Source organism: Fastidiosibacter lacustris (genome assembly GCF_003428155.1).
GTDB lineage: Bacteria > Pseudomonadota > Gammaproteobacteria > Francisellales > Francisellaceae > Caedibacter > Caedibacter lacustris.
On record NZ_QLIR01000012.1, the window covers coordinates 51,260 to 63,916 of the forward strand.

The 12,657-nt window shown below is 35.9% G+C and carries 20 protein-coding genes and 1 pseudogene; 10 read left to right on the top strand and 11 right to left on the bottom strand.

All coding sequences use genetic code 11. The features are described from left to right. Nucleotides 1-90: 90 nt before the first annotated feature. Entirely contained in the window at nucleotides 91-396 is a 306-nt protein-coding gene (locus tag DNJ77_RS06775) for a helix-turn-helix domain-containing protein (protein WP_116964242.1), read from the bottom strand. Beyond that, the gene (locus DNJ77_RS06780; RefSeq protein WP_157966629.1) at nucleotides 393-764 is read right to left on the bottom strand and encodes a type II toxin-antitoxin system RelE/ParE family toxin; all 372 of its coding nucleotides are present in this window, start codon (nucleotides 762-764) and stop codon (nucleotides 393-395) included. Before DNJ77_RS06780 ends, DNJ77_RS06775 begins: the two co-directional genes overlap by 4 nt. A 116-nt stretch (nucleotides 765-880) precedes the next feature. On the opposite strand from DNJ77_RS06780, the gene DNJ77_RS06785 reads away from it, so the two are divergent. Beyond that, nucleotides 881-1,126 carry a hypothetical protein gene (locus DNJ77_RS06785; protein WP_116964244.1) on the top strand — a complete coding sequence of 82 codons (246 nt, stop codon included), beginning with the start codon at nucleotides 881-883 and terminating at the stop codon, nucleotides 1,124-1,126. A gap of 18 nt (nucleotides 1,127-1,144) precedes the next feature. Here DNJ77_RS06785 and DNJ77_RS06790 read toward each other — a convergent pair whose 3' ends face one another. Continuing rightward, on the bottom strand, nucleotides 1,145-1,498 hold the full coding sequence (locus DNJ77_RS06790) for a hypothetical protein (RefSeq protein WP_116964245.1): 354 nt from the start codon (nucleotides 1,496-1,498) through the stop codon (nucleotides 1,145-1,147). A gap of 293 nt (nucleotides 1,499-1,791) precedes the next feature. Here DNJ77_RS06790 and DNJ77_RS06795 point away from each other — a divergent pair, with 293 nt between their 5' ends. Continuing rightward, complete coding sequence (locus tag DNJ77_RS06795; protein ID WP_116964246.1) at nucleotides 1,792-2,034, top strand: hypothetical protein; 243 nt, start codon at nucleotides 1,792-1,794, stop codon at nucleotides 2,032-2,034. Nucleotides 2,035-2,092: 58 nt separating this feature from the next. Here the strand turns inward: DNJ77_RS06795 and DNJ77_RS06800 are convergent, their stop codons facing one another. From DNJ77_RS06800 to DNJ77_RS09945, 3 genes are read right to left on the bottom strand one after another with little or no spacing between them, the layout of a single operon-like run. Then, nucleotides 2,093-2,428, bottom strand: a complete 336-nt coding sequence (locus tag DNJ77_RS06800) for a RecX family transcriptional regulator (protein ID WP_116964247.1) — start codon at nucleotides 2,426-2,428, stop codon at nucleotides 2,093-2,095. A 13-nt stretch (nucleotides 2,429-2,441) separates the two neighbouring features. Then, nucleotides 2,442-3,092, bottom strand: coding sequence for an AlbA family DNA-binding domain-containing protein (locus DNJ77_RS06805; RefSeq protein WP_157966630.1), 651 nt, complete (start codon nucleotides 3,090-3,092; stop codon nucleotides 2,442-2,444). A gap of 16 nt (nucleotides 3,093-3,108) precedes the next feature. After that, nucleotides 3,109-3,273 (bottom strand): hypothetical protein, encoded by a 165-nt coding sequence (locus DNJ77_RS09945; protein WP_157966631.1) that lies wholly within the window; start codon nucleotides 3,271-3,273, stop codon nucleotides 3,109-3,111. A gap of 285 nt (nucleotides 3,274-3,558) precedes the next feature. Here DNJ77_RS09945 and DNJ77_RS06810 point away from each other — a divergent pair, with 285 nt between their 5' ends. From DNJ77_RS06810 to DNJ77_RS06830, 4 genes are all read left to right on the top strand, one after another. Further along, complete coding sequence (locus DNJ77_RS06810; protein WP_116964249.1) at nucleotides 3,559-3,774, top strand: DUF378 domain-containing protein; 216 nt, start codon at nucleotides 3,559-3,561, stop codon at nucleotides 3,772-3,774. A gap of 8 nt (nucleotides 3,775-3,782) precedes the next feature. Continuing rightward, the gene (locus DNJ77_RS06815) at nucleotides 3,783-4,085 is read left to right on the top strand and encodes a helix-turn-helix domain-containing protein (protein WP_116964250.1); all 303 of its coding nucleotides are present in this window, start codon (nucleotides 3,783-3,785) and stop codon (nucleotides 4,083-4,085) included. Between the two features lie 298 nt (nucleotides 4,086-4,383). Beyond that, nucleotides 4,384-5,865: a YfjI family protein gene (locus DNJ77_RS06825; RefSeq protein WP_116964252.1), complete on the top strand. Its 1,482-nt coding sequence runs from the start codon at nucleotides 4,384-4,386 to the stop codon at nucleotides 5,863-5,865. Nucleotides 5,866-6,076: 211 nt separating this feature from the next. After that, nucleotides 6,077-6,340, top strand: a complete 264-nt coding sequence (locus DNJ77_RS06830) for a hypothetical protein (RefSeq protein ID WP_116964253.1) — start codon at nucleotides 6,077-6,079, stop codon at nucleotides 6,338-6,340. A gap of 2 nt (nucleotides 6,341-6,342) precedes the next feature. Here the strand turns inward: DNJ77_RS06830 and DNJ77_RS06835 are convergent, their stop codons facing one another. The 4 genes from DNJ77_RS06835 to DNJ77_RS06855 form a co-directional block, all read right to left on the bottom strand. Continuing rightward, complete coding sequence (locus DNJ77_RS06835; protein WP_116964254.1) at nucleotides 6,343-6,657, bottom strand: helix-turn-helix transcriptional regulator; 315 nt, start codon at nucleotides 6,655-6,657, stop codon at nucleotides 6,343-6,345. Beyond that, on the bottom strand, nucleotides 6,647-6,937 hold the full coding sequence (locus DNJ77_RS06840) for a hypothetical protein (protein ID WP_116964255.1): 291 nt from the start codon (nucleotides 6,935-6,937) through the stop codon (nucleotides 6,647-6,649). Before DNJ77_RS06840 ends, DNJ77_RS06835 begins: the two co-directional genes overlap by 11 nt. Nucleotides 6,938-7,133: 196 nt before the next feature. Next, complete coding sequence (locus tag DNJ77_RS06850) at nucleotides 7,134-7,421, bottom strand: HigA family addiction module antitoxin (protein ID WP_116964257.1); 288 nt, start codon at nucleotides 7,419-7,421, stop codon at nucleotides 7,134-7,136. Nucleotides 7,422-7,432: 11 nt separating this feature from the next. Further along, a complete protein-coding gene (locus DNJ77_RS06855; protein ID WP_116964258.1) occupies nucleotides 7,433-7,699 on the bottom strand; it encodes a type II toxin-antitoxin system RelE/ParE family toxin in 267 nt (88 codons plus the stop codon). Nucleotides 7,700-8,018: 319 nt separating this feature from the next. On the opposite strand from DNJ77_RS06855, the gene DNJ77_RS06860 reads away from it, so the two are divergent. From DNJ77_RS06860 to DNJ77_RS06875, 4 genes and pseudogenes are all read left to right on the top strand, one after another. Next, nucleotides 8,019-8,627, top strand: a complete 609-nt coding sequence (locus DNJ77_RS06860) for a recombinase family protein (RefSeq protein ID WP_204723373.1) — start codon at nucleotides 8,019-8,021, stop codon at nucleotides 8,625-8,627. Between the two features lie 102 nt (nucleotides 8,628-8,729). After that, nucleotides 8,730-8,969 (top strand): annotated as a pseudogene (locus tag DNJ77_RS06865) (helix-turn-helix domain-containing protein); the annotation flags it as partial. 222 nt (nucleotides 8,970-9,191) lie between these two features. Beyond that, complete coding sequence (locus DNJ77_RS06870; protein ID WP_116964260.1) at nucleotides 9,192-9,551, top strand: hypothetical protein; 360 nt, start codon at nucleotides 9,192-9,194, stop codon at nucleotides 9,549-9,551. Then, entirely contained in the window at nucleotides 9,538-10,440 is a 903-nt protein-coding gene (locus DNJ77_RS06875) for a hypothetical protein (protein ID WP_157966632.1), read from the top strand. The genes DNJ77_RS06870 and DNJ77_RS06875 overlap by 14 nt, the downstream gene beginning before the upstream one ends. A 292-nt stretch (nucleotides 10,441-10,732) precedes the next feature. Here DNJ77_RS06875 and ltrA read toward each other — a convergent pair whose 3' ends face one another. Further along, nucleotides 10,733-11,977, bottom strand: a complete 1,245-nt coding sequence (gene ltrA, locus DNJ77_RS06880; protein WP_116964263.1) for a group II intron reverse transcriptase/maturase — start codon at nucleotides 11,975-11,977, stop codon at nucleotides 10,733-10,735. Nucleotides 11,978-12,657 lie beyond the last annotated feature (680 nt).

The following is a 12,657-nucleotide window of genomic DNA, read 5'->3' on the forward strand; positions in this document are numbered from 1 at the left end:
TATCACGCTGTAAGCGTGATTCCTTTTTGTCGGCGTTGTTTATTTTTTGAGATTTCAGGAAAGAACTTTAAAGGGATTGAGATAAAAAAATTATGATAAATATTTTAAGCCATTCTCATCAACGAGATTAATTAGTTTTAAGATAGCACCCTTAGCTTGTCGCGTGCCCTGCTCAAGACTTTTAACCATTGCTGGACTGATATTAAGAAATTTAGCAAATACCGCTTGGCTGACGTTTTGACGTTCTCTAATTGCTTTTATATCATCGCCTGTATATTCGTATACTGTTGGCGTTTCAACTTCGGTTAATTCGCGCAGGGTTGTTTTGTCAATAATACCACTGGTGTATAGATCATTTGACAAGTCGTTTATGGTTTCTCTTATGCTGCTCATCATATCACCTTAAATAGTTTTTTATCTGCGATTAACGTTTGCACATCACTATCACTTAATGACAGTAATATGCTAGACAACTTTTTAAAGTCCACAAGCTCGCGCTTTGTGAAGTTTTCTTTTTCATTCTTTTTAAAGCAATGCACCCAGTAACATACAACGCCATCACTAAAAACAATAATGGTTCGACTGCTGCCGCTTTTGCCTTTATTGTCTGTCGCTACTCTAAGCTTATATAAGCTGCCACCTAATGCATATCTTTGCTTACCCAAGTCATCTAGTGAAGCAAAGTAATTTAATGTTTCTTTTAAATCTGCATCGCTAATATGTTTTGATTCACTTGCAAACTTTTTTATTTTATAATTTTTCATGCTTAAAATAGTTGGCTGTATGTTACATAGTATTATAATACACTGGCTTACCATGTCAATAAAACAATAAAGCAAAAAATTAAAAATAATGATATAAACATAAGGAAGTAAATAACATGCCAAGCATTACAAAACCATCTGCACCCAGTTATATGACGCTACCTAAAAAAGTTAGAATCACCGAGGAAACTTACTTTAAAATGCTAGAGTATCTGGATTGGAATCAATCGCTTGATGGCGAAAACGATATTGATTTTTTAATTGAGGAATCCATTAAAATTGCACTCGAATCTGATAAAGATTTTAAGCGTAGAAATAAAGTGAAGAAAACAGCAGCGGTTAAGGAAGAAGCGACTGCATAATGCAGTCTAATAACTCACTTAATAGCGATACTCAGGGATGCGTTCGATTTCGTTATCAATGCGATACGTCATATCATCACAGTAAACATTTTCTAGCTTCTTAATCGTTGCATGCTCCAGTATCTCATACCGGCATTCATTAGATGTCGTAAACTTCGGCGGGTATTCACTAAACAACACTTCATAGGTGTCACTGCCAAAACAGTAACGGATATATACATAACCATCTAAATGCCTTGCATTGACTTTAAACATCAGTGTCGTTTCATCTAGGCGCTTAAAGTCATGCGCACCCCAACTCCAAACCAAGGTTCTTCCGCCTGTAAATAATTGCTGTATGATTGTGTTTACGTAATAGTTTTTATCATTCATGGTTGTGCTCCTTTTGTAGCTTGCTTTTGGTTGTTTTTATTATTTTTATTTTTTCGCTTTGTGGTCGAGAAAGTTTTTGATAACCCATTTATTCCATATTGTGCAAATTAACAAACATTGACTATGATTAATCTATGCGCTTGAGCGGTTGAAACGAGGCGTTTTTATTAATTTTATTTGGTATTCTCTTGCTCAGGTGTATAACCTTTATAAAACACATAAACTGCCCAATTGACCATAACCGCATTAAAAGCTAATATTCGTGCAAAACAATATTGAGTAACACAATTACCATGCGTAATGACGAAAAGAAAATCATGGCTATTGACGCCAAAGTTAAAGCCCTCCGTGCTAAAAACACCGATGACATGATACTTTTAACCGAAATGATTGATGAGATGCTAATTTTTAGAGAAACTATGAAAAATACTAAACCAGAGCAACTAAATGCCTACTGTCAGAAATATACCAACTTTTTCTACTTTGCAAAACTACTGGACAATCTTGCAGACAAACTCGCCAGCGCTAAAGCCTAAAATTTCCTGTTTTACGACCACGATCGTGGTTAAAAAACGGAAAATCAGAAATTTAAATCTATTGCCCATCACTAAAATACGCATCAATGCCTTTCTGTACTAGCTGATATTCAAACCCTTTATTCAGCAAATATTTTAAAAGCTTTTGCTTCTTGCCATAATCGGTTTTGCCTTTAATCAAAGGATACTTAGCACTGATTCTGCGTAGAACATTGTTAAACTGCTGTACTTCGTCAACGACAACTAACTTGTCAATCATGCTTTGTGGTATCGCTTTCTTTTTGAGCTTATCAATCAATGCACCTGTTGATATATCTTGGTTACTTTCAATGATACGCCTTGCTTTGTTTTCTAATAGCATATCGTTGGTTATATTGGCGTTGTCTAGAGTCATTGTGGCATCCCTTTTACATCTTTATTATTCTTTTTATCCTGTTCTGCCTTCTCTCTTCCTTAATTACCTCGGCTTCTGGTATCTGATTAAATGCAAATTTCACCTGCGCATTACTTAATATATTAGTTAGGTTAGCCGTATCTATTCGATTAACTTTTATATCTTCAGACTTGCAAAATTCCCCATTGTTATCAATCCCAATGATTATGTAGCGGCGTTCACTTTCATTGAGCGTGTTGGCTAATGATATAATATCCTTAAACAAGTCACCCTGTTTTTTTGAATCCTTAGAATACCATTCACGCTTAAAATCATGGCGTTCACTTTCTCTTTTAGATTCAATTAACGGGATTATATCTTTACGTACTTCAATATATTTAGGTGTTGCTTGCAACTCTATCTTGTCTGCATCTTCTGGTTTTAGCTCTAGTTTAGAATGTTTTATTAATACGTTTAGTAAAGCAGTCCCTTTTATTTCTAAAATATGATGGGTATTTAAGGATAAGCAGTATTTTTTATCTTTACTAAATTCAAAGCTAAGGTTGTTTAATATATCAGACTCTCCAGCCTTGGAAAAATCATCCTCAAGGAGATTGTCAATTTTATGAAATATGCTTATTTTGACAACTATCTCACCCTTCCTATCGCTATAGTGGCTCTGCACAATTCCAATATAGCCTTTAAGACTTAGTATCAAGTTGAAGCTCCGGAACACAAAGACAAATTTTTGAGCTGTTCAAAACAGTGTCATTTTGAATTCTATTTTCCATGTATTTTAATTCGATAAAACTCGCTTCAATATCACTATCAAAATCATCATTTACAACTAAAATAAAACTATCCATAAATACCATTAACCTTTTATGTTCCAGCTTCCGATATAGATATGCATACAAGCGACCAATAATAAAAATTCTCTGGTTTGTTCTGTGAATTTATTGCTTAGCATCACTGTTTTTCTACGGCTGATATGCTTTGCTCAAATTCTACAGATAATTACAAGCTTATCAAACGCTCACTCCTTGTGACATCAATAAATTTTCACTGCGCACTGATAAACTTGCTTATTTTGAGGTATTACACTACTTTAGTCATTGGTAAAACATATATAACCAAAGGAGTAACATTATATGAAATACCTAAGCCCTATCGCACTTATATTAATTATCATCGGTGGCTTAAACTGGCTGCTCGTTGGTTTGTTCAATTTCAATCTCGTCCATGCCATTTTTGGCAAACTGGGCTTTGTTGAAAACATCATCTACATTATCGTAGGTATTGCGGCTTTAATTTGCATTCCCATGCTCAAGAAATGCTGCCCAAAATCATCTTGCAACAAGGACTAATCAACATTGTGGGAAATCAATTTACTGATAACTTTTGCGCCGCAGTTGAAAACACAACAGGGCAGACAATTGCGGATTTTTTAACACAATGCGCCAATCAAGGCTTGACCTACACAGAAGTTGGTGAGCTTTTTGGTTACAAGCAGAATACGGTTAGAAAATGGTGCAGACGATGCAATGTCTCGCTATACAATGAAAGCAGTCTTAAAGCGCTAAACTCACCCGTTAAAAAAGCAGCCATTGAGCAATTACTTGATGACATCAAAATCAAATCCCTTAGCTGCTCAAATGTACTGTATAAAGCTTGGTGAAAATCATGCAGCGCTTGGAAACAGAAACCAAGTTTTATGAGATAATCGTTAATCAGGATTTATTAGGCGACATAGTTTTAATTTGCTATTTTGGCGGAAAAAACAGCCATCGCCATCAGTCAAAAACGATCAAGTTAGATTCGTTTTTACAATACTGTAAAGCGTATAAAAAAATTATCACTACCCGATTGAAACATGGGTATTGGTTTATCCATCATTCACCGCAAGACTTTTAAAATGCAGGCGATACAGCTTTGTGCTATGATGTTTTAAGCCAAAATAATACCGCTAATTTTCAATGACTAGAAAAAATAATTGGAAAACACCCATCCCATTATCGCATATATCAGCAAAGCAAGCTGATTATCCGCTTGATGCTTTACCTGATATTATCAAAGATGCTATCCAGTCTTATGCCGAGTACGGGCAGCAACCCATTCCATTATTAGCTAATAGCGCCCTGTCTAATGTCTCACTAAGCTGCCAAGGGCTAGCCAATGTTGCACGTGATGATGTGCTGACCAGCCCTGTCTCCATGTACTTTATTACGGTTGCATCCAGTGGTGAGCGTAAAACGGCGGCTGATAAAGTCTTTAGCAAAGGTGTTGAGGATTGGCAAAATAAGACAACGAAAACCATGATGCCAGAATATACGCGCATCAAAAATGAATACACTACTTGGTCAATCAAGCGCAAAGGATTGCTAATGATGATTAGACGTTTAGCTACTCAAGGTTATGAAACAGATCAATATGATGGTTACTATGATCAAGTAATGCTTGAAGAACCAGAAATACCTTTATTGCCTAAACTTAAATATGAGGACATCACCGCAGAAGCTTTAAGCGAAAACTTAGCAAAGGAATATCCAAGCACAAGTATTTGGTCAGACGAGGCAGGCATTTCCTTATCAAGCCCAAGTATGCAAAAAGACAACACAAAGTTTGTTGCCTTACTAAACCGGCTATGGGATGCGCAACCCATAGCCGTACATCGTAAAACAACCGGTGATCTATTCATCAAAGATCGGCGGTTTACACTGAACCTAATGATGCAACCACTATTGTTAGAACAAATGCTCAAAAAAGGTGATGGCATTAATAGAAACAGTGGTTTTCTTGCACGAACCTTATTAGCTTACCCTACTTCAACAATGGGCAATCGATATTACAAAGAGCCATTCAAGAACGTCACTGAACATCTTGATAAATTTCACAGGCGCATTAAAACCTGTCTGAGCAACACTCAGCCAGTTGATAAATACGGTTTTGGATACATTCCAACGCTTATCTTTAGCAAAACAGCTAAAGAAGCATGGGTGAAATACTTTAATTATATTGAAACCGCTATCGCCAACGAATACCACTGGCAATCAATCCATGACTTGGCATCTAAAGCCAGTGAGAATATTGCAAGGCTAGCTGCCCTATTCCATTTATTTACAGGTAAACAAGGCACTGAAATATCTGCTGAACACATCGAGTCTGCTTATCAGATTATCGAATGGCATTTAAATGAAGCTAAACGCATCTTTGGAGAAACCAAACTGACACAGGTTGAGCACGATGCCAAGTTAATAATTGACGCCATCATCTCAAAGAATATTGTTGAAACCACTTCACGCGAGATTTTACGTGTCACACCCGTCCGTGACAAAAGCAGACGAGATCAAGCAATTAAGCTACTTGAGAAGTCGAATTACCTTATTTCAACGCCAGATGCTAAGCGCACAAAGATCATCTTTCACCCAACGCTATTCAAAACCTCTGTGACAGTTTGACAATTGTGACAATAACAATATAAACCTTATAATTCTATAGTTTTATAATCCTATAATTATCAAATAAGATCATGACAATAGTTCAAATCACTTTGACAATGCCACAATCAAGGTCATTATGCAACCATCTTAAATTGATTCGTGATTTTAGTTTGACTTACCCACTTCTTAATAGTAGAAATGCAACAATCATAATGAATAGCCGTTAAGCATGGCAGCAAAGCAAAAGAAAAAGCGTAATAAGAAATATACACCTAAACGCCACATAGGGTGGATTGGTTATGGCTATATCGAATACGGCAATTATGGCTGTTACTTTGAGGTAAGGTTTGACCACCTTAACAAAGAGATCAGGAAAGATGATGATTTTGGTGGGTTTGTAATTGATGTTTTGGACGAATTTGCAAAAGAGGATGGCATCACATCAGAAGCCACCAATCTGAAAATGTTGAGTTGGATTGAGTGGTGCAAGTAGTTCTAGCTCGCCTTTAAGGTTATCGTATAATCTAAGCCAGCAGTATATAGTTGATCTTCCAAAAGACGAGAAATAAAGAACTCTTTAGGATGTTTTAGATACTCAGCAAACTTTAAAGCAAGCTCAACATCCACCTTACGCTCACCACTTTCAATATTGCATAGGTATTGTCGACTTATACCAATAGAGCGAGCCATTTCAGCCTGAGAAACATTTTCACACATGCGTAACGACTTTACCATATCACCAAAATATAGATGTCCTGTTATTTCAGATATAGCCTGAGATGCACTTAATTTATTTTCACTAATATTCATGTTTGTTTACCTCTATTATCTCAAGATAGCTAACTTCAATTCTGCCGTTTTCATGTTCAACATAAAAAGCACGGTACGCTTTGTTTAAACGAATTGACCGCTGTCCAGTTCTGTCACCTTTTAACGGTTCATCATGGTATGAGCTTATTTGTCTAACCTCTATAACACCATATTGCTCAACCATCAAAACCCACGTATTTAGCTTATCAATTATATGCCTTGGTATTTTTCTTAGCGATTTTGCCACTTTCCTGTCAATTATAACTTTGTTTATATTCATCTAACTAAAGCATAGTAACTGATATAAATATAATTGTATCCTGATTTGGATACTTTTACAAATGTTGATGTCAACTTAGACTGTAACCCCTTGATGTCAGGCAACATCAATATATCTGTCAGATTTAAGTTGGTATTTGCTTTAGTTGGCACTTTGAAATCAATATCAAAGGGCAAGCTTGACAGCATCTACACCTTCAAGCTGCGATAGGGTTAACAGGTGTATGTTTCTGTTTTGCGTTCCATAAATCGTAGGCTAATTGTAAGTTTAACCAAAATTCAGCCTCCATATTAAACGCTTCAGCAAATGCTAAAGCAGTATCAGCAGTAATTCCTCGCTTGCCATTTACAATTTCGTTAATCCTTGCATATGTCCACCCTAAATGTTTTGCAAATTTTGACTGCGTTATCCCCATTGGTTCCAAAAAGTCTTTCAAAAGAATTTCACCGGCATGGGTTGGTTGTCTTGTGGTTGGAAGTCTCATTTTATCACTCCTCAATGGTAATCAACAATATCAACGTCTACCGCACTATTCTTAACCAACTTGAATATAATACGATACTGATTATTAATCCGTATTGACCAACAATCTGACAGCTTGCCCTTTAGTTTTTCCAATTTATTATTTGGCGGCACATTCAAGTCTTCAATCTTAGTGACAGCATTTAGCTGATCCAATTTTCTAACTGCAAGTGAATGTAGATTTGTTGGAAGCTTTCTAGAATATCTAGTAGATACTCCATTAAACACATCTTCAGCCATCTTACTATTAAAATTCTTAATCAAAGCTCGATATCACTTGGTGTTTTTTAAATTATATATCGATATGCAATATATGTCAATCTCTGATCTGATATAACTCCCATAAAACTATAGTTTGGTGGGAGCATACATCCACAGCCAACGTGCACCTTTGTGTGACTCGTTAAATGTCTGCATAAAATTCTTTTGTTATAGCCACTTGATCTAAATACACACGACAATTTTAAATACTTTAAAACACTCCCACAAAGTTGTTCCATTTTTATTTTTGTGTCATAATTGATTTCTATATATTTTATGGAGCAAATGCGTTTTAATTATGATTTATGGATATGCACGAGTGTCAACTCAAGATCAAAACCTTGATATGCAAATTGAATCACTCAACAAGTATCACTGTGACGAAATTATCACAGAAAAGAAAAGTGGCACTTCGCTAGAGCGCCCTGCTTTCAAGAAACTACTTGATACCTTGCGAAAAGATGACACGCTTATCGTGTATAAACTCGATCGCATCAGCAGATCAACCAAGCATATGATTACGCTATCAGATCACTTTAAATCTAAACAAATTAAGTTTGTATCTATCAAAGATCAGATTGACACTGCCACGCCAATGGGTGAATTCTTCTTTACGGTAACAACGGCACTAGGACAACTTGAGCGCGACATTTTAAGCATGCGTGTCAAGGATGGGATTGAAGCTGCTAAAAACCGTGGTGTTAAGTGTGGGCGACAACCAGGAATGACCTTAGAAAACAAAAGAAAATGTGCTTATGCTTATGACATTATTACAAAGCTTAAAAAAAATGATAAGACATCAGTCGCTCAAATTCTTAAAGATCAAGGCATTGCACGCAACACCTATTATCGCTATGTGAATGGGTATAAACAAAAATCGCCTGAAACTCAGGGCGAGTTGTTTTAATTTGTATTAGTCTAGATATAATCTGACACTCATCTTGACTTAGATGAGGTTGCCTGTTTTGATAAACGTGAAAGAAAACAAATCAAAAACAGGAGCAACCTCATGTTGGATACTAATAGTAAATTAATCAAAAATAAAGTCGGCTTGTTAAATTTAGCAGAGGAACTAGGCAATATTTCCAAAGCATGTAAGGTAATGGGTTTCTCACGAGAGACCTTTTATCGTTATCAAGAAGCGGTAAAAGATCGTGGTATTGAAGCTTTACTGGATAAAAACAGACGTGTGCCTAATTTCAAAAATCGCGTTGATAAAGTGATTGAAAAAGCAGTTGTTGAATATGCACCGTCATATTAAAGGAATAAAACTTGCCTAAGCTAAAACTTTGCACCGTCATGAATAATTGAATTCTTTAAGTTGATAAGGTATTTTAGGCATCAAATTTAATAAAGGTACAAGCAATCAGCTCAACAAATACAATTTATAACAACATTCCTTTTGTTAAAAAGAAAATTAATTAATAGAATGAAATAGCAAGCATAAATTATTTGCGATAAAGGTTAATTTATGAATAAACTTAGAAAAAGATTATATCTGATTATAATTTGCATATGTGGCATAAGCTTTAATGCCTTTGCTTCATCAAATATTGACGTAGCTTCAGTTCAAGTTGTTAATTTAACTGATAACATTATGATTAGAGATTATGCTAAAGAAATAATTGACAAAAATAACATCCCCTATAAAACCATAGCCGAATTATATAATCAAATCATTAGCAATAGGAACGATTTATTATTCCGTTATGATGGTAAATCCTTAATTTCTGCTAGTCAAAAATATCAAGATGATAAACTAATAACTGTTAGAATCATTAAAAAAACAAAGGTTATCGAGGGAGTTTCTATTGAGTATGATGAAAAATAAATTAAAGCATAAGAGTCTATTTTTGATGACTATTACTACTACCATTGTTCATTCAGCAAATGCAATTGCATTAAACACTAAATCAGAAGATAAATATGGTGTATTCTTCTGTACAAGAGACTTATCACAAGAATTGTATGAGCAAATTGAAAAAGGGAAAATAGCTTCATCTATATTCTTATCAACATCTTCCTCATCTGCTATAGCTTCTAGCTTACTCAGTTCATTATCTTTTAAAATTATTCTTCCTGCTAGCATTGCTTCAGGTGCAGGGGTTGCTTATTTATCGACTAACTTTGTTCATGATTGGTATAAAAAAGGGTTTTACCAAAAAGTAACAGAGAGTTTGAATTCTATTAGTAGTGTAAGCATGAGTGGACTTCATAATAATTATGTTAACGTAAATGACACAGTTCTGATGGGTAATACTTATAGACATTGTTCCGTTCTATTAGCTCAATACAATGATGAACAAGAAGGTCGTATTCGCTTAAAAAGTTTTGATACAAAGGGTTTTTTTCAAGATGAAAAAGGCTCTTCTCCCTTGTATGGAAACCAAAATACGGCGGTAGATAGAAATGACCTTTTGGATAGTTCTACTGTATGTACGTTAGTAAAAAAAGCAAAAGACAAAAGAGAATATTTTAATTTAAGAGCTGAAATTTTTGACTTTTTCTCTTTTGAAACAGATAAAGGTTACAGTTTGACAGAACGAAACTGTTGTACTGTCACGTATAATGCTGTGAAAAAAATAGACGGTAATACAAATGTAATCGACAATTCAAGCTTTAATCATGGAATTGGTATGCCTCATGATAAATCTTGGTTTTCATTTTTAGCTGCATCGCTAGAAGATGAGAAAAATGAAAAAACAACAGATGATTTATAAGATCAATATCAACCCAACTTTTTTATTAACCTTAACTTTTTATCAACGCTATACCTACCATTATACTGACAGGCTGTGTCTTAGACTACTTGGGGTTCTGTTGCTCTGGCACGACTTTGGTCCATTCGTCTATTTATTAAACAAAATATCTTGCTTAAATATAACCACTAAGAATGTTGATACCGTAATTGGCGTTTATTGATGTAGTTGTTAAGGTGGTCGAGTAAGCCAGAGGAACTTCCCCTCTAACTTCTCACGGAACCGTACGTGACAGTCTCCTGTCATACGGCTCTTATTGTACAACCTTTTGTTGGCTCAATTGCCAATGTGTATAAAGATTGGGCTGCCTCGCTCTTACTCCTGCCAACCACTCTCTTGCCTTAGCTTTACTTGTTTTGAGCTTTTTAAATTTCCTTTTTGCCCATCTCACTAAAGCATAATCAAGTTGATTAGCTATTTTATACGTTGAGGATTTTTGATACTTTCCATAGTAGTTTATCCATCCTCTCGTTTTAGAATTGATAAGTTCAGCAATACTTTCCAGAGATTGATTTGACCAAAGCTGCATTTTCCAACCTTTTATCTGATCACTGATTTTCCCTTGAGCTTTCTTGCTCATTGCTGGATTAAAACCAACAAAGAAATTCCCTCTCTTTGCTTTGACCAATCGAGGTCGGAAAGTGTATCCCAGAAAATCAAACTGCTGGTTCACATAACTTCCACTACGCTTACCATCTTTACAGTATACAATTTTTGATTTTTCTGGGTGTAGTTTTAGTGTACATGCTTCAAGTCTGGCTTCAAGAGCCTTTTTGAGCCGTTCAGCTTCTGATTGGAATCTACAATGGTAGATGGCATCATCTGCATACCGCTCAAATGTGACCATTGGAAAGTTCTTTTTCACCCATCTGTCTAAAGCATAATGAAGAAATAGATTGGCAAGTATTGGACTGATCACACCACCTTGCGGTGTTCCTGATAAGTTCTGTACACATTTGCCATCAATTTCAACTGGCGCTTTAAGCCAACGTTGTATATAGAGGATAACCCACTTACACTTGATATGCTTGCATACTGCTTTCATTAACAAGTCATGATCAATGTTGTCGAAAAATCCTTGGATGTCTATATCAACAACCCAATCATATTGCCAACATCGTTGCCTTGCCAAGCCAACCGCATCAAGCGCTGATTTCCCAGGTCTATAACCGTAAGAGTCATTATCAAAGTGAACCTCTAACTCAGGTTCGATCATGATTTTAACAACCATCTGAGCTATCCTATCTGATACCGTAGGAATTCCTAGCGGTCTGGTTTTACCATCCCCCTTGGGAATCTCTACCCGTTTAACCGCAGGTGGAAAGTAGCTTCCAGAAGACATTCTATTCCATATTTTGAATAAATTTCCCGATAGATTTCTATCAAACTCGCTCAGAGATTGATCATCCACCCCTGCTGCGCCTTTGTTTGCTTTGACTCTTTTATACGCTTCCCAAACAGTGTGCTTAGGAATATCAAAAGGTTTTGTTGATGTCAAATTCATTCCTCCCATGTTATGGTTGACTCATTTTCACAACGGTACAATGTAACCCCTTCGCTCCATTCCCATTACAGGAATTTCAACACTACTACGAGTTACTCCGCCCCTGTGCTCTGCTTTGGTACTTTCATCCTTATGGGGCTACCACTTCAGATTTTTCCCTTGTCATCAGAACGACAGGTTCCCAAGTTCCTGCTAAAAGCCTAAGATAAGCTCATGCCACCTCAATACCCGATGCCGCTCAGTCAGTAAATAGCTAACTTCTGAGCTTATCCCAATGCTCCACTACCCATTGGTTTTGACATCATGAAAATTGCTAACGATACGTCATCAATGGTTCACTTTCATTCATCTTCTTATCTCATACCTGACATATATTTATGCCTTTTCCTCAACGCTCACTACCATAACTCTTTATTACAGCAGCTTGAGGTGGTTTGAAGCCTGTAGCTATATACCGACTTCGGGAGACCTACTCCCATCTTCTAACAAGCATGGTGTTTACACACCTTCTTGGCACACTAATGGACTGCAAACTTAAATGCTTTTTTATTTTATCTTTCTTGATATTATGTTGGTCAAATTATAATAAACAAGTTTAACGTAAAATTTAGGACAGATAGTCTGAAAACTATATTGCTTCTTGACACTTAGCAAATCTCGTTCTGTTGCAAACT